This is a genomic window from Colwellia ponticola, from assembly GCF_005885605.1.
Taxonomy (GTDB): Bacteria; Pseudomonadota; Gammaproteobacteria; order Enterobacterales; family Alteromonadaceae; genus Colwellia; species Colwellia ponticola.
In genome coordinates this window covers 213,969-238,977 of record NZ_SZVP01000003.1, presented here as the reverse complement: position 1 = coordinate 238,977, position 25,009 = coordinate 213,969, and the positions used below count along the sequence as shown (strand labels likewise).

Sequence of the window (25,009 nt, the reverse complement as noted above, 5' to 3'; positions counted from 1 at the left end):
GGCCGTATTTATTAAGAGTCCTAACATGATGCTATTTTTACCATTATACTCGCCAGTCCTACCTTACAAAACGAGTTGCAGCTAAGTGACCAATCCTTTAATTATTGCGATATTGAGATATTTAAGAGAGCAAAACACTTCATGTTCGCTTATTGATTTGGTTAACCTTTGTCAGCACGATTTACTTGCCCTTATTCCTAACAATATCGAACCTCAGCTAGTTATTTTCCAAAAGAATTTTTTTGTAATGAACGCGCTTTATCAAATTCAGCGTGATATGCAAGAACAGGGCTATACTCTCAGTATTTCAGCATTAGCAATTAGTCTACATAGCGGTGCTGTTAAGGCTAAAACTGCGTTGAGCATGCGCGATAATGACTTGGCTAATTACTATTTGGATTGGTCTAATTTGAGTGATATTACTACTGAGGAGATTGACGCGCTCTTTAGTCGTTTTTGGCAAGGTTACAGTGCGCTAGCGAAAGTTGAAGAAGCGTTAAAGACGTTAGGGCTTGCTTATAATGTTGAGTGGTTTGAAGTACGTCAGGCTTATCAAAAGAAAATTTTTGTTAATCATCCTGATAGAGGCGGTTGTGCAGATGCCTTTATCGATATTCGAACAGCCTATGAAATACTAAAGCATTACTTTCATAGCAGGTTGTAACTATAAAATTAATTATCATAAAAGCTTTATCAATTTAATAGTACCTAGCTACACTATAGCTAAATCCCGTAAGTTGTAAGTACACACTGACCTACTTATTCTCTTTTGTGTCACATTATTTTTAACACTGATTAAAACAACTAATAAGTTGATTCGACACTGACTTCTTTTACGTTATGAGCTTTGCCTTTAACGCTATTTCGACGAGTTTCATTGGGATATTCACTATAAAACTTGAAATAATCTTGAGCGAATCGTCCTTGGTTGATAATACCAAAGGTATGCATAATGTCGGTAATAGATGTACTACTTTGCGCTGTTAAAGCTTGATTAACTAGCTGTAATCGCCTTTTAATCAAATATTGTTTGGGGGAGATGTTTAGTATTGACTTAAAAGCATATTCTAAATTACGAACACAACAATAACTTGCTTTAGCTAATTCTGGTGTTGTCATGGTGAAATCATTATTTTCATGTATATGTTTTAGGGCACGGTTTACGATAACAAGCTTTGATGGTGTATTAATCACCTTAGTGTTTTTTAGTGGGGTACCAATGATTAATAATCGATAAAGTGATTCTATTATAGCCTCTTGGATATTAAGTACGCCTTGGTAACTTAAGTTATTGTTTTTGTTTAGTAGGTTTTCTATTAATGAACACAAGTGTATTTGATTATATTCAGGTTGATGAAAAGCGCTCTGGATAAAGTTCTGTTGCCAAATAACCTTTTTTAATTGCGCTATGTTGTCTTTGCCAAAGTAGTTGGTTAATTCTTCTGTAGTGATAATGATATAAAAAGCATAAAATTCATCGGGTACTCGAACTAACATCTCTTGATTTTTAATAAAGATGATTGACTGGTTTATAGGCGTTTTCTTACCATTTACATATATTCCCTTATATTGTCTAGGGATAAGTATATAAAAGTAGTCTTGTTGTAAGTTGCTATCATAGAGCAGCGCTGTGCTAACAAACCGATCACCAATGACAAGTTTGGGTAATTTAATCTCTCTTTGGTGACATAAAAACTTGCCTGGGTGTAGTTGAAAGGCATGTATAGCAAACTCTTTTAATCCATTGAGGTGATCTTCAACGCTTTGATAAGTGACTTTATTCATAGCTTATTTTCAAACCTCCTAAATTATTACTTATGCGGCGTAATTATTATTAATATACGCTTTGCGCATAATTTCTTATTCATTGAGATAATTAAATTCTTTTCTCGTCCAATAAGACCATTACTTATCGTAAAGCGAGCTTCAACCTTACTTTTTATTGGGTGTAGTTAACTTAATCTTTTAATAACTTGTCGTCAATTGTCAATAAGAACAGTAATTTAAACATTATCTAATCATAATTTAATGTACATAAAACGCAAAGCAGAATAAAACCATACTTTTACTATGGTTTTATTCTTTAATCCGCTGTTATTATCCTGTGACAACTATTTTTCTATGTCACTTTAACCTTTATTTTAACCATAACAACAAATACTTATTTATCCTTAGATAAAACAATAGGAAAGTTATTCTTTGGTTTAGGTAGGTTTTATTAATAATATATAAGGGAACCTATGAGCAAAGAGCAGTTATTCTCACCGTCTGAAATTCTACTTTCAACTACGGATTTAAACAGTCATATAAAATATGCTAACACGCGCTTTTGCGATATTGCCGGTTATTCACTCGAAGAATTAGTTAACAACCCACATAATAAAGTTCGTCATTCAGATATGCCCAAAGCGGCTTTTAAAGATCTATGGTCAACGATTAAAAACGGTGATTCTTGGATGGGCCCTGTAAAGAATCATTGTAAAAATGGTGATTATTATTGGGTAAATGCTTTTGTCACGCCGATACGAGACCAGTCTGGCAACGTTTTTGAATATCAATCGGTTAGAACTGTGCTTGACCAAGAGGTCAAAGACAGAGCAAACCAGATATATCCTCAGCTTAAAAATGAGCAATCTTCAGCGGCAACCAAAGAAAAATCTGATAAAACATTATGGGTGCAAGGCATACTTTTTATCTTAACGTTGTTATCAGTCGTTAATTTATTAACTGATGATAACAACATGGTACTTTTATTTCCCATCACTATGTTATCAGTGGCGGGCAGCGTATTGTTTTATTGGTGGCGTCGTCAATATTTAGCGGTACTCGAAGAAGCCAATAGCATTTTTAATAATCCTTTAATGAGCTATTTATATTCAGGCAACAATGACAAGGTAGGAAATATTTTATTAGCGCTTAAAATGCGCAGTGCTGAAATTAGAGCAGTGGTTGGCCGGGTTAGCAATGACTCTGTCACCATTAATAAAGTAGCGACTCAATCAGCACAGCGTGGTAGCAATATTGCTAATATTTTGGCTAATCAAAAAGGTGAAACTCATCAAGTTGCCACAGCCATTCATCAAATGTCTTCGACAATACAAGAAATCGTACAGGTAGTGTCTCAAGCTGCACAGGCCTCTCAGCATGGACTCAATATCAGTAATGAAGGGCAAAAGTCAGTATTAAATACAACCTCGTCAATTAATCAATTATCTGAACAGCTTGTTGAGGTAGATACGGCAATTAATCGTTTAATTGACGGGACTCGCTCCATTGAATCGGTGTTAAATGAAATTAGTAGTATTGCGGATCAAACTAACTTACTAGCATTAAATGCAGCCATTGAAGCGGCAAGGGCTGGAGAGCAAGGTCGTGGCTTTGCTGTGGTTGCCGAAGAAGTACGTGCGTTGGCATTACGCTCACAGCAATCAACAGAAGAAATTGCTAAGTCTATTATTCAGTTAAGAACAGAGTCTGACTTTGCTATTGATTCGATGGCCAAAGGAATCGCTTTATCAGCCACTTGTGTTGAAATGGCTGAGCAAACAGGACAGGCACTGCGACAAGTGACCGATGAGGTTTCATCATTAGCAAAGATAAATACTCAAATATCAATAGCGGTAGAAGAGCAGTCGGTTGTCGCTGAGCAGTTAAATCAAAACATTAGCTCTATCTCGGGTATGTCAGCAGAAAGTGAAAATCATGGCAGGGAAGCGGTGAGCTTAAGTGAAACACTGTTAACGCGTTTGGCTGATCAACAAAACTTAATTACTCAATTTAACGGCTAATGATTTCCTGAAGCATTACGTCAACAATTAGCAATTGATTTTAAAAATGGATTATATTTCAATGACAGAGAACACCAGAAAAAATATTAGGTTAAGAAATATTTCTTGGCTCCATACTAGCTCAGTGTTATTAGCGGTAATATTATTAGCTACATCATTGAAGTATATTGAAAATATAGTTATTGATACTGAACATTTGTATCAAACCCCTTTTAAAGTATCAACCGCTTCATTGAGCATCCAACTTCATATTCAAATGATACAGCAGATGACTAATGATCTTAGGTATGTTGATGATAGTGATAAAATAAAGATACTTCGATCAAAATTACAACAGTATGAACGTCAAGTGTTAAGTGAGTTTCGGCTTATTTCTAAACTTTATTTAGGTGACCGAGATTCTATTAGCAATGTTGAGCAGCAACTTATTAACTGGTTAGAAGTCATTGAGCTGAGCTTTACGTTAACCTTGCAGCAGCATAATAATGAGGCAAGGTTACAATATGTTGAACAACAAAGTAATGAACAGGTAATTAAATTACAGCGTCAGATAGCGGTAATAACAGAGTTTACTCATAATAAAGCTAAAGTTTTTAATGATGCTTCCAAGGCTAATTTTAGTCATATTGAAAAAATAGCAACCCTATTATTTCTCTTTTTATTATCAATGCAGCTATTGCTCTTTAGGCTGTTTAAAAGAAAATCTATTAAAGAAAAAAATAGAGTGTTAGCTGCATTGAGCTGGTCTAATCAACTATTAGACTCATCACCAGATGCGATTATTATTACCGATCATCAAAGTAATATTACCCAGGTTAATAGTAGCGCTGAAAAAATGTTTGGTTATGATAAAGATGAATTTATTGGTTTGAATATCAGTGAATTAATGCCACAGAGGTTTGTTAATCATCAAGCCAAAGTAAATCATTTTTTTGAAAATTCCTCCTCAAGAAAAATGGGCGAAGGGAGAGACTTGTTTGCGGTAAAGAAATCAGGTGAAGAATTTCAAGTAGAAATTAGTTTAAATTTAGCTGAATTAAATCATAATAAAGTTGCCATCACGAGTATTCGTGATGTCACAAAACAAAAACAGATAGAGTCAAAGGTATTACATCAAGCAAATTATGACTTTTTAACTCAGCTACCTAATAGGTTATTGTCTTTTGATAGACTTTTTACCGCTATTAAGCATGCTAAACGTAATCAGGCCAAGGTGGCTATTATGTTTATTGATCTTGATGATTTTAAAAAGGCCAATGATATTTTTGGACATAAAGCCGGAGATCATATTTTAATATCAACAGCGAATAGGTTAAAAAGTGTCATGCGTGATAATGATACCGTCGGTCGTTTTGGTGGTGATGAATTTTTTATTTTAATTGATAACTTCTCCTCTAAGGCGTCATTAATAACAATTGCCGATAAAATATTAGAGGTATTAAAACGACCATTGTCTATAGGGCAACATACCGTATTCGTTTCTGCCAGTATCGGTATTAGTATTTATCCTGATGATGGTGATAATGTCGAAGAGTTGCTCGTCAGCGCTGATTTATCTATGTACGCCTCTAAAAAACTGGGGAAAAATTCATTCTCATTTTTTGAAAAATCAATGAAGGATACACTGAACAGACAATCTTCAATGGAAGACGCTCTAAAAGGTAGCCTTCAAAGAAACGAATTTCACGTTGTTTACCAACCTAAATATGAAATGAAGTCTAATACTGTGGTTGGCTTTGAAGCGTTAATTCGCTGGGATAATGCAGATTTTATAGGAATAGGTCCAGATGATTTTATTCCAATATTAGAACAAATAGGCCTGATTAATGAGGTGGGGATGTTTGTTTTAGATAATGCTTTGAAAATGATTAAACAATGGCGTGATTTAACGCAAAAGCCTTTACAAGTCGCGGTTAATATATCGCCAGTACAGTTTACTGACCCGCTGCTTTTTCAATTAATACAACAAGCATTGACTCAGTATGATTTACCGGGGCAAGCATTAGAAATTGAAATTACCGAAGGGGTATTACTTGAAGGCACAAAAGATCTTAAAAAAACCTTATACAATATGAGGGATGCTGATATCGCTATAGCGCTTGATGATTTTGGTACAGGCTATGCTTCGTTGAGCTACATAAAAGATTATCCCATTAATGCAATTAAAATTGATCGCTCATTTGTTGACGAAATTAATAAAAATAAAACCCATACTTCAATTGTTAAAGCGGTAATATTACTGGCTCACTCGCTTGATTTTCATGTGACCGCTGAAGGTATTGAGTCTGAAGAGCAATTGGACTATTTAAAGTCACTGCAGTGCGATATTGCCCAAGGATATTATTTGAGTAGACCACTGACAGCAGATAAAATTATTGATTTGCTGTCAGTGTATTGCAATAGTAATCCTTGCTAAAAAATAAGTAATGTAAACAAGTTAAGCGACTTAACTCAACGTAAAGGGACTATTTTTTATTGTTTATATGTTACTCGCCTTGATAGCTAGCGGTAATAGTCTGAGCGTAAAAGTCGACTTCATCAACATTTTATCAACTATAAAGTGCTTTCCCTATACTATTGTTGCGATATTTGTTAAGTATGGGGTAAGAGATTAGCTGCTCGATTCCATTAAAAAATGGGCAACATCAGGAGCACTTAAGATGAAGGATTATAATGGTTAAAAAACAGTTTTTTTTCAGCCCATTAAAGAATTTAGTTGATCAATTTGACCAATTAATTAGCGGTAAACTCTGGCTTAAAGTTTTGATAGCGCTAGGGTTAGGAATTATTTCAGGCGTTATCTTAGGGCCTGATTTAGGGTGGGTTTCAGAAGGATCAGTGAGGCTAATAACCGCTTGGCTTGCTTTGCCTGGACAAGTGTTTTTAGCCGTGATTCAAATGATTGTGGTGCCGTTAGTTATTGCTTCAATTGTGCTGGGCTTAGCCGCTAACAACAACCCAGTAGCGATGAAAAAGAACGGTATGATCGCTGTTATTTTCATCTTTATATCAACAGCAGTAGCCGCCGCGGTAGGAATATTATTAGCGCTTAATATACAACCAGGTAACTTTGTTGATGCCAGCGCGTTAATGGATCACAATATTGCGCCAGTTGTTGACATGGTTGCTAAAGGATTCCCTGATGCCGCAGAATTTCCCAATAAAGTTTCAGCGTTAATTCCTAAAAACCCATTAGCTTCGATGGCTTCAGGAGAAATGCTGCAAGTTATTTTATTTTCAGCTGTATTAGGTATGGCTTTATTGGCGATTCCAGCCAAGCAATCTAAACCCTTATTTGATTTATTAACGGCACTACAAGAAGTGAGCTTACGCATTGTTTCATGGGCTATGCTGTTAGCTCCGTTAGCTGTTTTTGGTTTAATTACCCGCTTAGTCGCTAACCTTGGTTTAAATGTATTAACCGGTATGGCTATCTACATGGCAACCGTATTGTTAGGGTTACTGATCATTTCACTTGGTTATTTTTTAGTAGCAAAAATAACATTAACGCATAAGTTTAAAGATTTTTTTACTAGTGTACGAGAGTTACTTTTATTAGCTTTCTCTACCAGTAGTTCGGCTGCCGTTATGCCAATGACCTTGCAAGTTGTTGAAGATAAGCTAGCAATAAAGCCTGAAATATCACGTTTTTTAGTGCCGTTAGGCGCAACAATAAATATGACGGGAACCGCACTTTATCAAGGCGTAGCTACGGTTTTTCTGGCGCAAGTGTTCAATGTAGATTTGAGCTTAACTAGCTATGTATTTATTGTCACTATGTCGGTCGCAGCATCAATTGGTTCACCAGCAACGCCTGGTGCTGGCATTATTATACTAAGTATGGTGCTTGAAGGTGTTGGTATACCCGCTGCCGGTATTGCCCTTATTTTGGGCGTTGACCGTATACTTGATATGTGTCGAACCTCAGTTAACGTACTGGGGGATGTGGTGACTTGTACCACGGTGCAATATATTACCCGTAATTCATCAACAGGCAATTCATCAATAGATAGTTCATCAATAGATAGTTCATCAATAGATAATACAGCGGTTAATCAAAATGAAGCTCAAGCGAGTAATCACCAAGGCTCTCAAGAGAGAGTTCAAGAAGAAAATCCCGCGTCTGAGCAAAATATTAATAAAACCTAAACAGTCATATTAAAGGTTTAGAACATAGTTTTTATCACGACTTTGGCAATTAAGTCACCCGATCACCAAACAGTTAAGTAGGGCGGATAAATGAATAAAATTAATCCCGTTAACCAGGCAAAAGCGTTTAACAAAGCTCATCAACCTAGTCAGCCACTTTCAGAGGTTGAGTTAAATTCACTGCACGCTTATTGGCGAGCTTGTAACTACCTTGCCGCAGGGATGATTTACTTACAAGACAACCCGTTACTGCAACAACCTTTAGCAGTAGAGCATATTAAAAAGCGCTTATTAGGTCACTGGGGATCAAGTCCTGGCTTGTCATTTATGTATATTCATATGAATCGGCTTATTAACAAGTTTGATTTAAATGCGATATTTTTGGCAGGACCGGGTCACGGTGCTCCGGGGGTTTTAGCGCCTGTTTACTTAGAAGGCAGCTACTCTGAAATATACCCTGATGTTAGCCAAGACTTACTCGGGATGAAACAACTTTTCAAACAATTTTCATTTCCAGGTGGCATTGGTAGTCATTGTACGCCTGAATTACCAGGCTCTATTCATGAAGGTGGCGAGTTAGGCTATAGCGTATCACACGCTTTTGGTGCCGCCTTTGATAACCCAGATTTAATTGTTACGGTTGCGGTGGGCGATGGTGAAGCAGAAACAGGGCCGTTAGCGACATCATGGCATTCAAGTAAGTTTCTTAACCCGATAAGAGACGGTGCTGTACTGCCTATTTTGCATCTCAATGGTTATAAAATAAATAACCCTACATTATTATCACGCATTCCGCACGAAGAGCTTGAAGCGCTGTTTATTGGCTATGGCTGGAAACCTTATTTTGTTGAAGGTAGTGACCCTGTATTAATGCATCAAAAAATGGCCCAGGTGATGGAAAGCTGTGTTAACGATATTCGTGCTCACCAGCAGCAAGCGCGCGCATCTGGCAAGGCTAGCCGAGTCATTTGGCCAATGATTATTCTTCGCTCACCTAAAGGTTGGACTGGTCCTGAAACAGTGAACGGCAATAAGGTTGAAGGGTTTTGGCGTGCTCATCAAGTGCCTTTATCAGCGGTACACGCTGACAGCAAACAATTTAGTATGCTTGAGCAATGGCTGAAAAGTTATCAACCAGAAACCTTATTTGATAGCAATGGTCAACTGTTGCCTGAGTTAAAAAGCTTAGCCCCCAAAGGTTTACGTCGAATGAGCGCTAACCCTCATGCCAATGGTGGTTTATTAAAACGTAATTTACGTATGCCTGATTTTAAACATTATGCCGCACACATTAAACAACCGGCTAAAATGACGGCGATGAATACTAAACCGTTAGGTGAAATGTTACGCGATATTATGCAGTTAAATAACACGACCTTTCGCGTGTTTGGCCCCGATGAAAACTCTTCTAATAAACTTGATGCTATTTATGAAGTAAGTAAAAAGTTATGGCTCGCTGATTATTTACCTGAAGATGCTAATGGTGGTGAGTTAAGCCCTGATGGCAGAGTATTAGAAATGTTATCAGAGCATACCCTTGAAGGGTGGTTTGAAGGTTATGTGCTTACAGGGCGTCATGGTTTTTTTGCCACCTATGAAGCGTTTGTTCATGTGATTGATTCTATGTTTAACCAGCATGCTAAATGGTTAGCAATAAGTGAAGCCTTGTCGTGGCGCGCCCCTATTGCATCAATTAATTTATTAATAACTTCGACGGTTTGGCGTCAAGACCATAATGGCTTCACTCATCAAGACCCTGGGTTTTTAGACTTAGTGGTCAATAAAAATCCAGCAGTAACGCGTATTTACTTACCACCTGATGTGAACTGTTTACTCTCTACTGCCGATCATTGTTTGCGCAGTGAAAATGATATCAACGTTATTGTTTGTGATAAACAAGCCCATATGCAATACCTTGATATGGATAGTGCGATTAAACATTGCACCAAAGGCTTAGGTATATGGGATTGGGCAAGTAATGACAAAGGTCAAGAGCCTGATGTTGTTATGGTTGGCTGTGGTGATATTCCCACCAAAGAAGCGCTAGCGGCAACCGCCTTACTGAGAGAGTATTTTCCAACATTAAAAATTCGCTTTATTAATGTTGTTGATTTATTTCGTTTAACACCTGAGTCTGAGCACCCACATGGCTTGTCTGATAATGATTTTGATAGTTTATTTACCTTAGACAAACCGGTAATTTTTAACTTCCATGGTTATCCTTGGTTGATTCATCGCTTGGCTTACAGAAGAAACAATCATAAAAACTTACATGTGCGTGGCTATATAGAGAAGGGCAATATAAATACACCGCTTGAGTTAGCAATCGTCAATAAAATTGACCGTTTTAGCTTAGCTATCGATGTGATTAACCGTGTACCTAAACTGAAAGTGGCGGGCGCTCATGCCAAACAGTTATTTCGAGATAATCAAATAGCGTGTTGTCAATATGCCCATGAACATGGTGTTGATATGCCAGAAGTTAATGACTGGGTATGGCCATATGACTAGTTAATGGACTAGCTTACTTTGCACTTTTATTTGCACACTTACTGACCTACACATGTGACTAGAGTTACCTGTATAGGTCAGTAAGTGTGCAGGTAAGATATTTAGATAGTTCAAGGAAAATTAATCGTCTTTTAACGGCGTCAATAACAAACGAAATAACCAATGAATCGTTATTTCATAACCCTAATTAAGGATACATTGTGATCCCTGTAGAAACACTGATACTTTTTCTCATCACTACATTGGTGGTATTTCTTTCACCTGGTCCGGCCGCCATTGCTGTAACAGCAGAAGCTGCATCGAATGGTTTTAAAAAATCGACATTCGTTATCTTAGGTATTGCTACGGCGAATGTGGTATTTTTTATATTGTCTGCGACGGGTATTGTGACGCTTATTTTAGCTTCGTATACCTTATTTTCTATTATCAAATGGATCGGTGTTGCTTACTTATTGTATTTAGGCTTAAGCGCTATTTTTGGTCAATCAGGCCCTCTTAGTGTGATTACCGATAAAAAAACAGAAATTAATGCTTATAAAATATTTTTCAAAGGTTTTGTGTTAGAAATATCGAATCCTAAAGCACTGCTATATTTTTCAGCTTTATTACCTCAGTTTATTGATATTAGTAACCCCATCATCCCTCAACTGATTATTTTATGTTTAATGGCAATTGTACTCGATTTTTTTTGTTATTCGCTTTATGGCTATTTAGGCTCTAAATCAAGAGGAAAGTTTATTAAACCACAAGTGATAAAAGTGATTAATCGTTCGGCTGGCGCTATGCTAATATTTGCGGGTATAAAAATGGCTTCTGTCGGTCGTTAGCATAAGATGGTACAAAAGATATAAATTTAATAGCCTCAGTACCTGTGATAAATTGTGTAGAGGCTCTCAGCCAATAACTAGGTTGGCAATATTGCTATGTTACTTTTCATGAAATATGGTCTCTTCAGTTAATGATAGTAGTCCAGTATTACGTAGATAAAACAACGAGTTTATAATAATTAACCTTTACTGAAAAGCTTGCTTCAATATTTTTAATGACTTCGCTATAATAAATGTTACAGGCCTTTAATATTAGTAAATTATATGACTTTAGTAGATAAATACTTACAGTTTCAATCTTCATTAACAAGTCTTAATAGCCAAGAAGATTTCCTTAAGTCAGCTATTGATTTTAAAATAAGAAAGTTACTAGAAACATGCTGTAATTTACTTAATACCTCTCGAGTTAGCCTCTGGTTCTTTTCAGAAGATAAAAAGCGTATTGTTTGTCAGTTACTTTACCTGCAAAGTGATAAATCATTCGAAACTGGCGCAGTGATTCATGAATATGATTGTCCAAATTATTTCAATGTTTTAAAAAATAATCGGATTATAAGCGCCTGTGATGTTCAACAAGATCTAAGAATGAATGAGTTCTTAGCCTCTTATTTAAAGCCGTTAAACATCAAGTCAATGCTTGATGCTCCCTTGTTTAGTAACGGGCAATTATCAGGAGTGCTTTGTATCGAGCAGACGCTGACTTGCCGAGAATGGGACATGGCGGAAATTTCTTATGTGGCTTCAACAGCAGACGCTATTTCACTGTATTACGCTCAAGATAAGTGGCTAACAGAAAGACAAGAACTGCTGTTTATGGAGCAAATTGACCCGTTAACCAATTTAGAGAACCGGCTGTTCTTCCAAAAAAGAATTAATAGAGCTATCAAAAATAGAACCGACAATCATCATTGCGGTATTGTTTTAATCGGTATTGATGGATTTACCGGTATAAATGACAGGTTTGGCCATGAATTTGCTAATAGCGTGTTATGCGCAGTGGCTCGCAGCTTAGAAAAAATCACTTACACGGTAACGGCTTATATCTCTCGAATTGGCGGAGATATTTTTGGTCTTTGGCTACCTAACCTCGATAGCGCCAACAAGTCTAACCTTGCGGGCAAAAAAGAGCTAAACGTCTTAATTAAATTACTTGAGAGTGCCTTTCCATTAAAAATTAAAACTCCTACCAATGAAATTATTCACGTTGATGCGGGTATTGGCTGTGTCGTGAATAGATTGAAAAATATGCTTGATTTTGACCCCATACGCAAAGCTGAAATTGCGATGCTAGAAGCGAAAAAAATACAGCCTAGAAGTATTTGTTATTATGATTTAGATTGGGATAAAACTCTGCAAGAGGCAATAAAGCTTGAAGATGAACTGGTAACGGCACTTAAAACTAAGCAAATAAAGCCGTATTACCAACCTATTTTAGGAGAAAACTACCTGCGCGATGGCTTTTCATTAGAAGCTTTAGTTAGATGGGAGCACCCAGTAAAAGGGGTAATAACCCCTTTTGTGTTTTTACCTATTGCTAAGCGGTTAGGGTTAATGAAAGAAATAGGTGATGTGGTTTTAGAACAGGCCTGTCATGACATTCGTTATTTTAATGAGCAAGGAGTTAATTTGCACCGCATTTCAATTAATATTTCCTCCGAGCAATTATTTTCACCAACACTGATTAAACAAATTGAAAGCGCGGTTAATAAATATCAAATAGCGTTTTCATCATTGGAGTTTGAAATAGTAGAAGAGTTAATCGCAGGTGACTCAAAAATGCTAATGAAGCAACTTGATGCAATAACCTCACTTGGTATTAAACTCTCTATTGATGATTTTGGTACAGGATATTCCTCATTGTCACGTTTGAGGAACTTAAATGTATCGAAATTAAAAATAGATAAGTCGTTTGTTGATGGCTTACCTCACAATGACAGAGATATATGTCTTGCTAAATCTATCATTGGTTTAGCCAAAGGGATGGGACTTGAATTAGTTGCCGAAGGGGTTGAAACAAAAGAGCAAGCCAAGTGGTTATTAAAAAATGGTTGCGAGTTATTACAAGGCTATTTATTTTCTCAACCGGTTAAAGCTTGTTTTATTTTAGATTTTCTTAAGCAAACGTCTAACTTTCCTGTTAATAGTCAGCCCAAGTATGAAATTTCACTTAAGGGTAATATTGTTGAAGTTTTTGCCTCGGGCAATTGGGATAGTACCATTGCATTGCAGTTTTTTAATGATATCGATAAAGAGCTCGATAGAGAAAATTTACTTCATTGGGCTTTTTTGATTGATACGACAAAAATGGCGTTAGGTACTATTGGTTTTCAACAGATAATCAAAAATGGTATTGGCAACTTACTTAAACGTAATTTGCATGTAACCGCTTTTATTATCCCTGAAGATGACATAGTCACCAATCAGCTTGAATTGTTACATACAGAAAATAGTCATTATAAAAGAAGGTTTTTCGAGAAAAAGCAATATGCTTTAACTTGGCTAGCAGAACAGAAATTTTTATATGTAACATAATATTGGCTATTACGCTGTATTTTGATTTTTATCTGTTGAGCTGTAGAGTCGCTCTTTACTGCACTAATAGAACGTCTGGAATATACTCTATGACAATATATTCACTACCTGTTTTCCGGTGAAACCATCGCTAATCTGTTTTTGTAGCGCCTCAGAGACATGCTGCGCGCTAAAGTCAATTAGCGTAACCTTAGGCGTATAAAGAGTGCCTGCTGCCAAACCATCAAGTAGTTGATTACTCATAAAGCTCATTTTTTGTTGAGCACATAAACTATTGGTTAACCAAGCACCGGCGAGTGAAACAATCCCTATATTAGGCGCCTTTTTAAACATAAGTTCATTATCAAAACGCGGTAATGGTTTTAAACAGGCTATACGACCACAAAAGCGCATCAATTCAATATTTCGTTTGGTTGAATCTCCGCCCACGGAGTCAAGCACAGCATCAAACCCTTGTGGCCCCAATACTTGGCGAATGTTGTCACAAAGGTTGTTATCGTGATAATCAAAAATGGCATCGGCGCCAAGTTTTTTTACTAACTTATGATTATGCTTAGCCGCAGTAGTAAAAACATCGGCACCGCGCTGTTTGGCAAATTGAATAGCAAATTGGCCAACAGCGCCTGCACCCGCTTCAATTAAAATAGTATCGCCTTGAGTTATTTGTAATTTATCTAAAGCAATAAGCGCGGTCATACCCGCACAAGGTAAGGTTGCGGCGTCACTGGCAGCAATACTTTTAGGTACAACAGATACCGCAAAGTTAGGGACTTTAGCATACTCGCTAAGTACCCCTTGTTGGCTAATGTTAGCATGCCACATAACACGTTCACCAACGGTAGGAAATAAGCCTTGTTTAGCTTGAACGACCGTACCAACGGCATCTAAACCCAGTATATGAGGGTATTGCCACTGGCTAAAACCTGTCTTGGCAAAATAAGCATCCAGAGAGTTTAAGCCCACATATTCAACTTTTACTAGCAATTCGTGCTCATTACATTCAGGTATTGGTATGGTCACATCGGCCAAGCGAATAGCTTCGTTTGGTTTTGCTAGCTCAATGGCTCGCATTGATTTAGGTAAGTTAATTGTTTGTGGCATATCAATAACCTTTATCTTTATTGCAATTTTAGGAAGCTGTTACTCGTAACTATTACGCGTCATCATTACGGGTAATAGTTACGAATATATCTTACAAGTAATGGTTACTGCTCACCTTTTCTTTGTTTTGGTGCTGTCAGTAAAATATAAAATACTGGCGTAAATAACAAACCAAACACAGTCACACCTATCATACCGGAGAACACAGCATTCCCCATGGCGTGACGCATTTCTGAACCAGCGCCCGTCGCTAATACTAAGGGGATAACGCCTGCAGTAAAGGCAATAGAAGTCATCAAAATAGGACGTAAACGTAATTTACACGATTCAATAATGGCGTCAAAATGTGATAAACCATGCTGATGTTTATCTTTAGCAAATTCGACCATTAAAATAGCATTTTTTGAGGCTAAAGCAACCAATACAATTAACGCTATTTGGGTGAAAATATTGTTGTCTGAACCGACTAACCACACGCCTAATAAGGCTGAGAAAATGGTCATTGGTACAATTAAAATAATCGCTAAAGGTAAGCGTAAACTTTCATATTGTGCCGCTAACACCATAAATACGAGTAAAACGACTAACGGAAATACATACACCATAGTATTGCCAGCTAATAGCTGCTGATAAGTCACTTCAGTCCATTCAAAAGCAATATCTTTAGGTAACGTCTCGGCTAAAATCTTTTCTATGGCTGCCTGTGCTTGGTCTGAACTAAAACCAGGGGCAGGGCTACCGTTTAGCTCGGCACTTGGATAGCCGTTATAGTGCATAACGCGATCTGGTCCAGTTGTCGCCGTTACAGTCAGCACAGAGCCTAACGGCACCATGTTACCTTGGTTATTACGCACTTTTAAGTGCAATATTTGCTCAGGATCTTGACGGTACTTTGCTTCTGCTTGCGCTTTAACTTGATAAGTACGGCCAAACATATTGAAGTCATTAACATACACTGACCCCAAGTAAACTTGTAAGGCGCCAAAAACTTCATCAAGGGGTATGCCTTGAATCAACGCTTGTTCACGGTCAATATCAATATCCATTTGTGGTACTTGAATTCTGAAACTAGAATAAAGTCCCATTAATGCTGGGTCTTGTCTTGCCTTACCGATAACGGCTTGTAAGCTATTAAATAAGGCTTCAAAACCTTTATTACCACGGTCTTCAATTTGTAATTTAAAGCCACCTGTTGTACCTAAACCTTGTATTGGTGGTGGTGGAAATACCGCAACAAAAGCTTCATCAATAGCGGTAAATTGCTGGTTTAGTTGTGCGGCTATCGCCATCGCTGATTGGCTAGCGTCAGAGCGCATGGCAAATGAATCTAATGGTAAAAAGACAACGGCACTATTAGGACTGTTGATAAAACCATTCACAGATAATCCAGGAAATGACACGGTATGAGCAACGCCTGGTACATTGAGCGCAATTTTTTCCATTTCTGTTACGACTGAATGGGTGCGATCAAGACTGGCTGCATCAGGTAACTGAGCAATAGCAATAAGATATTGTTTGTCTTGTGGTGGAATAAAACCACCGGGGACGGCGTTAAATAACTGTACAGTACCCCCTAATAACACCACATAACCAACCGCAGCAATAACACTTAAACGCATTAATTTTTTAACTAATTTTTGATAAGCGTTACTACCGCGATCAAAAATTCGGTTAAAGGGTCTAAAGAGCCATGCACCCAAAAGCTTATCGAGTAGTCGTGTTAATCTATCGGGTTTACTGTCATGAGACTTTAACAATATTGCCGCTAATGCGGGCGATAATGTTAACGAGTTAAAGGCAGAAATAATGGTTGAAATAGTAATGGTTAAGGCAAATTGTTTATAAAATTGGCCTGAAACACCACTAATAAAGGCGGTAGGAATAAATACTGCACTCAGTACTAAGGCAATGGCAATAATAGGACCAGTTACTTCGGTCATAGCCACTTTGGTTGCTTCTAGCGGTGTTAATCCGTTTTCAATATTACGCTCAACGTTTTCAACGACTACAATGGCGTCATCAACAACAATACCGATGGCAAGTACTAAACCAAATAAAGATAAAGTATTAATAGAGACGCCAAGCAGCTGCATTACTGCAAAAGTACCAATGAGAGACACAGGCACGGCAATTAATGGAATAATAGAAGCACGCCACGTTTGTAAAAAAAGTACTACGACAATAACCACTAAAACAATAGCTTCTATTAAGGTAGTAATTACCGCGTCAATAGAGTCGCGCACAAAAATAGTTGGGTCGTAAACAATGTCATATTCAACACCGGCTGGGAAATCTTGTGATAGTAGTGCCATGGTAGCGCGTACTTCATCAGACAAGTCAATAGCATTAGAGCCAGGGCGTTGAAAAATAGGAATAGCAAGCGCTGGTTGACCATCTAACATAGAACGTAAGGTATAATTGTCTAAGCCTAAATCGACCCGAGCAATATCTTTTAAGCGAGTAAGTTGTCCTTCTTCGCCCACCTTTATAATAATTTGTTCAAATTCTTCAACGTTATCAAGTCGACCTTTAACATTAAGTAATACTTGAAATTGATTATCGAGGGTTGATGGTTGTGAGCCTAAACTACCTGCAGCAACTTGCTGATTTTGCTCACGTAACGCTTTAATAACATCGGTAGCGCTTAATTTACGCGCTGCTAAAGCGTCTGGATTAAGCCAAACGCGCATTGAGTATTGACCACCACCAAATAATTTAACGTCGCCAACACCTGATAATCGCGATAGTTGGTCTTTAACATACAAATCGGCATAGTTAGCTAAATAAGCCGTATCATGCGTTTTTTCAGGTGAATACAGATGCACCACCATAGCCAAGTTTGGCGATGATTTTTCTGCTACCACGCCAAGGCGTTGTACCTCTTCGGGTAAGCGAGATAAAGCACTGTTAACACTATTTTGTACTTGTACTTGGGCGCGATCAAGATCGGTGCCTAAGGCAAAGGTTACGGTTAAGGTCATACGACCATCACCGGTGGCTTGAGAAGACATATATAACATGTTTTCAGTGCCATTTATTTCTTGTTCAAGTGGTGTTGCCACCGTTTGAGCAATAACCGACGGGTTAGCACCAGGATAATTAGCCGTTACCACAACGGTTGGTGGTACTACACCTGGGTATTCACTAACGGGTAATTGAAAAAGTGACAATCCGCCAGCGAGTAAAATAACCACTGATAATACGGCGGCAAAAATAGGACGTTGGATAAAAAAGTGAGAAAAATTCATCGTAAACTATGACTCTTTTGATGTTGGCTTTGACATGATCTCTGCCGATAAATTGCTATCTGCTACAGAAGATAAAGTAAAGGCAACACCGCTACTATCAAGGGTTATGTGATTTGGCGCAATAGGCATGCCAGGACCAACACGAGCAGGGCCATTTACCGCGATAATATCTGTTGCAGTTAATCCTGAAGTAATAGCTCTAAAGTTACCGTAACGCTCACCTACTTCAACCTGTTTGTATTGCAAAATATTATTGTCGCCTACCACTAAAACAAAACGATTTTTTAAATCGGTACCAATAGCGCGAGCGGGTATGACAATACGGTCAGTAATGGTTGTTGCAGCCATTTTTATGCGGGCAAAAGAGCCTGCGCGTAATTGATTTTGATCTTCATTAAAAACCGCTCTTACACGAAGTGTGCCGGTGGCTGCATTAATTTGGTTATCAATAAAATCGATATAGCCTTGATAAGGAAAGTCTTCTTGCCCTATTTTTTGCATCACTACGTGTTGTTTGTCAGCAGCAGTAACGTTGGCGAAAACGTTATTCCATGTCCGCTCATCGATATCAAAGTAAGCATACATGGCTTTATTAGAAACAATAGTGGTTAAAACACTTTGTCCGGCTAACACATTATTGCCTTTAGTGATATTAGCGCGTGAAATAAGGCCATCAATAGGCGAGCGAATTTCAGTAAATTCTAAATCAAGTTGCGCTGCTTTTAACTGCGCTTGTAACGCGGCAAGTTGTGCTTCACGTTGACGTAATGTCGATGTGCGTGATTCCGCTTGCTCGGTAGATATCGCTTTTTGTTCTGTTAACCGAATAGCGCGTTGCTCTTCACTTCTAGCTTGTGTTAAGGCGGCTTTAGCGCTATTAATTTGTGCGTCAAGGCTGGCGACAATAGCTGAAAATGGGCGATTATCTAGCGTAAATAATAAGTCACCCTGTTTTATTTGTTGGCCTTCATTAAAAGCAATATGATCTATTACGCCCGATACTCGTGGTTTTAATGCTACTTGTTCTGGCGCTTCTAAACGCGAGGTATAGGTATGCCAACTTTGTACTGGTTTTACCATCACTTCAGCCACATCTATTGATTGCAGCTGTGGTTGTTGTGCTACTTGACTAGGCTCTGGAGAACAAGCTGTTAAAGTTAACGTGCTAATAGCAATAGCGACAGGGATTATATATTTATACATGATTAGACCTCTTCCAATTTGCCGGCAATTCTACGGAATAAGTCTGTTGATAAAAAGCATGGTTTTATCAATTTATTAGTGCCAAAATAGCATCAATCAAAGTATTTATACTATTTACCTTTATTTTTACCTTTTAACGTTACTCTTCTCTAGAGTATGAACAGTGAGAAAATATGGACACCACCAGTCGCTTATTAATGTTGCTTGAAGTAGTAGAGCAAGGCTCTTTTATCAAAGCAGCTGCGGTGCGTAATATAGACAGATCGGTAATTTCTAAACAACTGAGTCGATTAGAAGAGAATCTTGGCGTGAGGTTACTTAACCGTACTACGCGTTCATTTTCGTTAACGGCTGCCGGCGCAGAAATGGTGAAAAAAGCGGCTGAGCTACGAGAGTTACTAGGCGAAACGGTTCGTATTGCTGAAAACTATCATTTAGAGCCACAAGGCGTGCTTAAAATAACCTCGTCTACTTTATTTGGCACTCGTTACTTACAGCCTGTGATTAATGATTTTCAAAAGCGATTTCCACAGGTTGAAGTGGAGCTGCGCTTAGATGACAGAGTTATCGATATTGTTTCTGAGGGATTTGATTTGGCATTTCGTATTGGCGAGCCTAAAGATTCGTCGTTAATTGCCCGTAAAATAGCACGTAATCGTTTGTTGGTCTTAGCAACACCTGCGTTTATTGATAATTACGGTCAACCAAAAACGATTAAAGATTTGATTAAATTACCGGCAGCGAGTTATGCAAGTACGTCAGTTAAAGCCGAAGGTATACGCTATTATGATGAAAAAGGTGAAGCTAGAGAGCAAAAGCTTAATAGTATTTATCGCTCTAATAATGCCGAAGTGCTGCTCATGAAAACATTATCGAGCACGGCTTTTTTTGTCGCACCCGCTTTTGTACTTGATAAAGAAGTAGAAGATGGGCTGTTAGTGCCTTTATTAACAGATATTAAGTTAATGGAATATGGTGCTATTTATGCCGTGTACCCGCATAGAGATTTGCCGGTGAGAACCCGACTTTTTTTTGATGCGGTACTTGACTATTTAGGTAAAGACATACCTATTTGGGAGCGCTCTATCCCAAATTTTGGTCAGTTATATTAGCATTTATATTGGTACTTATTTTCGTGGTTGGCGTGTTAGGCTATAGTACTAATCTCACTAATTATCTGATCATTTCTACTGGTTAAAACAAGCAACTACTGCGTTATTTAAAATGATTAACAATCAGTAATCAACAATCGGTAATCAGCAATTAATAATTTACAACTAATTTAAGGTTCTTATGAAAACGTTTATAGCTCGGTTGTTTGTAGGGATTTTTTTCTGCTCTTTCGTTATGGGTAAACCTGTTTTTAGTCAAACATTGATAACCGTTGTCGATCAAAATAATTCCCCTTTAGCGAATGTTGTTATTGAGTATGGTTCAATTAAGTCAGAGGTAAATAAAGTAACTGACGATCGGGTTTATATTATGGATCAAATAAATAAAGAATTTGATCCTCATGTTCTTGTTGTACCTGTTAATAGTCTGGTTAGCTTTCCAAATAGTGATGATATTAGACATCATGTCTATTCTTTTTCATCGGCTAAAACATTCGAATTAAAGCTCTATGCAGGCAAACCTAAAAGTCCTATTCGCTTTGATCAAGAAGGTGTTGTTGTTATGGGCTGTAACATACATGATTCTATGCTCGGCTATATTTATGTATCTACTCACAAAAATATCTACATGAGTAATGAAAAAGGTGAGGTTATGTTAGCGCACACTTTACCGGTAAATAGCACACTACAAGTATGGCATCCAAACAGTAAAGTAGGTTTATCTGAACATACTACATTTACTGTTGAGCAATCCTTGATTGACAACAATGAAATTAAGCTGGTATTACCGGTAAATACACCTGAGCCTACAGGTAGTTTTAACGAGTTAACCTTTAATGAGTAGTTATGTTAACGATAAAGCTAACAGTAAAATGAACACTCGATTTAGCTTCAAAACGCAAATTACCTGGTTGTCAACCAGTTTAATTATACTCACGGTTATATTTTTAACGGCAAGTCATTGGTTTAGGTTTGCTGATTATGCAGAAAGCCAAATTGAGCGGCAATTATATTTTGCCCAAAATGTACTTAATCAAACATTAAAATCGCAAGAACAAGTATTGATAACCACGGCTAGTGTTTTAGCCGCAGATTTTGGTTTTAAACAAGCCGTTGCTACCCAAGACAAGAAAACGGTAGAGAGTGTACTATTAAACCACGGCAAGCGTATTAATGCTGATTTGATGCTACTACTTGATTTAGATGGTAAATTATCAACGACTAGTTTATTGCACTCATTTGATGATAAGACTATTGAGCAAAATATTAACAAATTGCCTTTCAAAGACGTACATGCGCAAATACTCAGTATCAATAAAAAAGTATTCCAAGTCATTGTTGTGCCAGTTAAAGCACCGAGAACTATTGCTTATACTGTGATTGGTTTTGAATTTGACCATACTGCCTTGTTACAACTTAGAGACCTTATTGCTTTAGAAGTGACCTTAGTGCAAAACAATCAACTTGTCGGCTCGAGCCTTGCGAGTGAGACAATTAAAGCACATATATTACAAGACATTAAGCAACAGCCTTTGAATTTACTATTAACGCGTGCGGACTATTTTCATAAAACCATTAATTTCGGTACATCTAAGGATGTTCAAGTCACTTTATCGGCTTCTTTAGCGCCAATACAAAGTGATTTTAATCGCTTAATTTTATCCATGTTAACTATCGCTCTTATTGTCATTGTCATTGCTATTATTTTTTCACGACTCTTATCTCAAGGTTTAGCCACACCATTAACTATACTGATGGAATTAACGAAGAGAATTAGTCGAGGTGAGTTAGAGGTTCCTACATTAGCTAACCGTTTACCTGCGGAGTTTAATGAACTTTATCAAGGGTTTTCACTCATGGGAGCAGCAATTGAAAATAGAGAGCAAGCGATAACTTACCAAGCTGAACGCGATATACTAACGGGCCTATATAACCGTCATAAAATAGTAAACAAAATGACCTATTATGTTACTGAAGATGTCGATTTAGCACTCATCACCTTTAATATTAAAGGTTTTAAGCAACTTAATGACACCATAGGGCTCAATAATGGCGATATAATTTTACAAGAAATAGCCGCGCGTATTATGACTTATATTGAAAAGTCACAGCATGCTGCACTCCCTGAAACCCTTGCGGCGCGCACTAATTCAGATGAGTTTTTAATTGCTATTCCTATTGATACAACAGAGGCAATACATCATTTTATTGGTTTATTACAAAGTGAACTTAACCGGCCATTTTGGCTCGACGATATTAAAATTAATGTATCACTTTATTTTGGTATTGCGAACTCAATTGAACACGGGAAAGATGCTGAAAAGTTGCTTCGACGTTCAAGTATTGCCGTTTCTTGTGCTTATCAAGAACAAGTTCCGCTTAGGCTTTATCAAGAGGGAGAAGATGAAGCCTATCTTTATAAACTGCATTTAATAGAAGAATTAAAAGAGGCACTGGAAAGTGAACACAGTCCACTTTTTATGAATTATCAACCAAAATTAAATTTGAACACGGCTAAAGTAGACAAACTTGAAGCCTTAATTCGCTGGATTAATAAAGAAGGGCAATTTGTAAACCCTGAGCTGTTTGTTGATTTAGCAGAAAAGGCAGGTTTAATTGTTACGCTAACGCGTTGGGTAATTTTACAGGTTATTCAACAAGTCGAACAATGGAATAAAATGGGCTATCAATTTAAGGTGTCAATTAACTTATCCGCCCAAGATATCCAACATGATGAATTTATAGATTACTTGCTTGCTATTGTTAAGAGTCATAACGTAGCAACAACACAAATAACGCTTGAGTTAACAGAAAGAGATATAGCTGACAATGAAGCTTTAGTGGTAGCACGTTTATCGCATTTAAAAGCCCTTGGTTTTGCTATTTCAGTTGATGATTATGGCATAGGCCAATCGTCACTGGCTAAATTGAAAACCTTGCCGGTTGATGAATTGAAAATAGATAAAACCTTTATTTTAACGTTAGATCAAAGCCAAGCAGATCAAGATATTGTCGCCTCGACTATTTCACTAGGTCATAAACTTGGTATGAGCGTTGTTGCAGAAGGCGTTGAAAATAAAGCAAGCTTGGCGCTGTTAAATGACTTTAAATGCGACTACGCCCAAGGTTATTACTTATCGAGACCCGTCACTGCTGACAAATTTATACAATGGTATAAAACTTATGAATCTCCGCTGTAATCTTATGTTGCCTCATTTATCTTTATTAGTAATAACACTAATGTTGTTATTACTACCTAGGGTTAGCTTCGCTAATGGAAAAATATTAGCCACTCCAGGTGTTGCTCAAGTCGAAGGCTCAGGTGGCGGTGGTTTAGTACCCTGGGCTCAGCTGGCTGGTTATGCCACAGAAGATGAAGTCGCCTTTTCTGTCTTTTGTTCGCAGGCGATCGTGAAAAATTTTCAATTAAACAGTTGTGGTGGTCAAATTAATTTTTATGACCGCTTAGAGTTATCGTTCGCTAAACAAAACTTTGATGTAGAGCCTTTATCGTTAACCTTATCTCAACAAATTATTGGTCTTAAAGTCAGGTTATACGGTGATTTTATTTACAGTACTTGGCCGCAATTATCGTTAGGTATTCAGCATAAATTGTTAGACACTCCAGCAGTGGCTTTTACATTAGGTGCACAACATGACAGTGGCACCGATATTTATTTAGCAGCAAGTAAGCTACATCTAGGTTTGTTAGCGGGCTATAACGTTTTGTGGAATGTTACTGCGCGTTACACTAAAGCCAATGAAATGGGCTTACTTGGCTTTGGCGGGCCTAATGGTAATGGCACATTACAAACTGAAGTGTCGGTAGCAGTATTATTAAATAAACATTTAGCGATAGGTAGTGAATATAGGACTAAACCTGATAATTTGGGTCTTAATGAAAGCGATTGGCAAGATGTTTTTGTTGCCTGGTTTGTTAATAAACACTTTAATGTTACGTTTGCTTATCTTGACTTAGGCGCCATAGCCACAATCCCTAAGCAAAAGGGTTGGTATTTATCTTTATCGGGATCTTATTAATGGCTAAGTTAGTATGTAAATCGTTACCTAAGTGCGGGTTTAATTTTTTCAATGGCTTTTTTATCATGTTAACTCTATTGTTATCAATTGGTTGTAGCAGTAGTGTCACTGAAAATGTCGCTAAACATAGCACTAAGGAAGGTGAGCAGCTTTATTATACTATTGGTGGTCAAGCAGGTATTGAACGCTTAGTTAACGCCTTTGTTAAAAGGATTGCTCAAGACCAAGTAATATTGCCATATTTTGCAAAATCGAGCGTCAAACATTTTAAGCAAGGCTTTATTAATCATTTGTGTGCGACGGTTAATGGCCCATGTAAGTATACTGGTGATACTATGATTGATATTCATACCGGCATGAATATCAATGAAGGAGACTTTAATCATGTTGTTGAACTGCTTATACTCGCAATGGAAGATGTCGGTATTTCTTATCAGTCACAAAACAAAATACTTGCCAAATTAGCACCTTTAAGAGCGAAAATCATCAAAATATAA

At 37.5% G+C, this 25,009-nt stretch carries 16 protein-coding genes; 12 read left to right on the top strand and 4 right to left on the bottom strand.

The window, feature by feature from the left end; all coding sequences use genetic code 11:
- Positions 1–85: 85 nt before the first annotated feature.
- Positions 86–664: a DNA-J related domain-containing protein gene (locus FCS21_RS05740; protein ID WP_138621320.1), complete on the top strand. Its 579-nt coding sequence runs from the start codon at positions 86–88 to the stop codon at positions 662–664.
- Between the two features lie 140 nt (positions 665–804).
- Here the strand turns inward: FCS21_RS05740 and FCS21_RS05735 are convergent, their stop codons facing one another.
- A complete protein-coding gene (locus FCS21_RS05735; RefSeq protein ID WP_138621318.1) occupies positions 805–1,785 on the bottom strand; it encodes an AraC family transcriptional regulator in 981 nt (326 codons plus the stop codon).
- A 455-nt stretch (positions 1,786–2,240) separates the two neighbouring features.
- Between FCS21_RS05735 and FCS21_RS05730 the strand changes: the two genes are divergently transcribed.
- The 6 genes from FCS21_RS05730 to FCS21_RS05705 all read left to right on the top strand — a co-directional run bounded on the left by FCS21_RS05730 (position 2,241) and on the right by FCS21_RS05705 (position 13,807).
- On the top strand, positions 2,241–3,788 hold the full coding sequence (locus tag FCS21_RS05730; protein WP_138621316.1) for a methyl-accepting chemotaxis protein: 1,548 nt from the start codon (positions 2,241–2,243) through the stop codon (positions 3,786–3,788).
- A 61-nt stretch (positions 3,789–3,849) separates the two neighbouring features.
- Positions 3,850–6,204, top strand: a complete 2,355-nt coding sequence (locus tag FCS21_RS05725; RefSeq protein WP_171035639.1) for a putative bifunctional diguanylate cyclase/phosphodiesterase — start codon at positions 3,850–3,852, stop codon at positions 6,202–6,204.
- 257 nt (positions 6,205–6,461) lie between these two features.
- A complete protein-coding gene (locus FCS21_RS05720; protein ID WP_138621312.1) occupies positions 6,462–7,937 on the top strand; it encodes a dicarboxylate/amino acid:cation symporter in 1,476 nt (491 codons plus the stop codon).
- 90 nt (positions 7,938–8,027) lie between these two features.
- Complete coding sequence (locus tag FCS21_RS05715) at positions 8,028–10,448, top strand: phosphoketolase family protein (RefSeq protein ID WP_138621311.1); 2,421 nt, start codon at positions 8,028–8,030, stop codon at positions 10,446–10,448.
- A 200-nt stretch (positions 10,449–10,648) separates the two neighbouring features.
- Positions 10,649–11,275, top strand: coding sequence for a LysE family translocator (locus FCS21_RS05710; protein ID WP_138621309.1), 627 nt, complete (start codon positions 10,649–10,651; stop codon positions 11,273–11,275).
- 264 nt (positions 11,276–11,539) lie between these two features.
- Positions 11,540–13,807, top strand: a complete 2,268-nt coding sequence (locus tag FCS21_RS05705; protein WP_138621307.1) for a sensor domain-containing phosphodiesterase — start codon at positions 11,540–11,542, stop codon at positions 13,805–13,807.
- A gap of 87 nt (positions 13,808–13,894) precedes the next feature.
- On the opposite strand, the gene FCS21_RS05700 is transcribed toward FCS21_RS05705, so the two are convergent.
- From FCS21_RS05700 to FCS21_RS05690, 3 genes are all read right to left on the bottom strand, one after another.
- Positions 13,895–14,908 (bottom strand): zinc-binding dehydrogenase, encoded by a 1,014-nt coding sequence (locus tag FCS21_RS05700; protein ID WP_138621305.1) that lies wholly within the window; start codon positions 14,906–14,908, stop codon positions 13,895–13,897.
- A gap of 104 nt (positions 14,909–15,012) precedes the next feature.
- The gene (locus FCS21_RS05695) at positions 15,013–18,156 is read right to left on the bottom strand and encodes an efflux RND transporter permease subunit (RefSeq protein WP_138621303.1); all 3,144 of its coding nucleotides are present in this window, start codon (positions 18,154–18,156) and stop codon (positions 15,013–15,015) included.
- Positions 18,157–18,162: 6 nt separating this feature from the next.
- Complete coding sequence (locus FCS21_RS05690; protein ID WP_138621301.1) at positions 18,163–19,359, bottom strand: efflux RND transporter periplasmic adaptor subunit; 1,197 nt, start codon at positions 19,357–19,359, stop codon at positions 18,163–18,165.
- A 173-nt stretch (positions 19,360–19,532) separates the two neighbouring features.
- Here FCS21_RS05690 and FCS21_RS05685 point away from each other — a divergent pair, with 173 nt between their 5' ends.
- The 5 genes from FCS21_RS05685 to FCS21_RS05665 all read left to right on the top strand — a co-directional run bounded on the left by FCS21_RS05685 (position 19,533) and on the right by FCS21_RS05665 (position 25,009).
- A complete protein-coding gene (locus FCS21_RS05685; protein WP_138621299.1) occupies positions 19,533–20,471 on the top strand; it encodes a LysR family transcriptional regulator in 939 nt (312 codons plus the stop codon).
- A gap of 181 nt (positions 20,472–20,652) precedes the next feature.
- A complete protein-coding gene (locus FCS21_RS05680) occupies positions 20,653–21,315 on the top strand; it encodes a methylamine utilization protein (RefSeq protein ID WP_138621297.1) in 663 nt (220 codons plus the stop codon).
- Positions 21,308–23,671 (top strand): putative bifunctional diguanylate cyclase/phosphodiesterase, encoded by a 2,364-nt coding sequence (locus tag FCS21_RS05675; protein WP_138621295.1) that lies wholly within the window; start codon positions 21,308–21,310, stop codon positions 23,669–23,671. Before FCS21_RS05680 ends, FCS21_RS05675 begins: the two co-directional genes overlap by 8 nt.
- A gap of 40 nt (positions 23,672–23,711) precedes the next feature.
- Positions 23,712–24,512 (top strand): DUF3034 family protein, encoded by an 801-nt coding sequence (locus FCS21_RS05670; protein WP_138621293.1) that lies wholly within the window; start codon positions 23,712–23,714, stop codon positions 24,510–24,512.
- Positions 24,513–24,577: 65 nt separating this feature from the next.
- Positions 24,578–25,009 carry a group I truncated hemoglobin gene (locus FCS21_RS05665; RefSeq protein ID WP_138621291.1) on the top strand — a complete coding sequence of 144 codons (432 nt, stop codon included), beginning with the start codon at positions 24,578–24,580 and terminating at the stop codon, positions 25,007–25,009.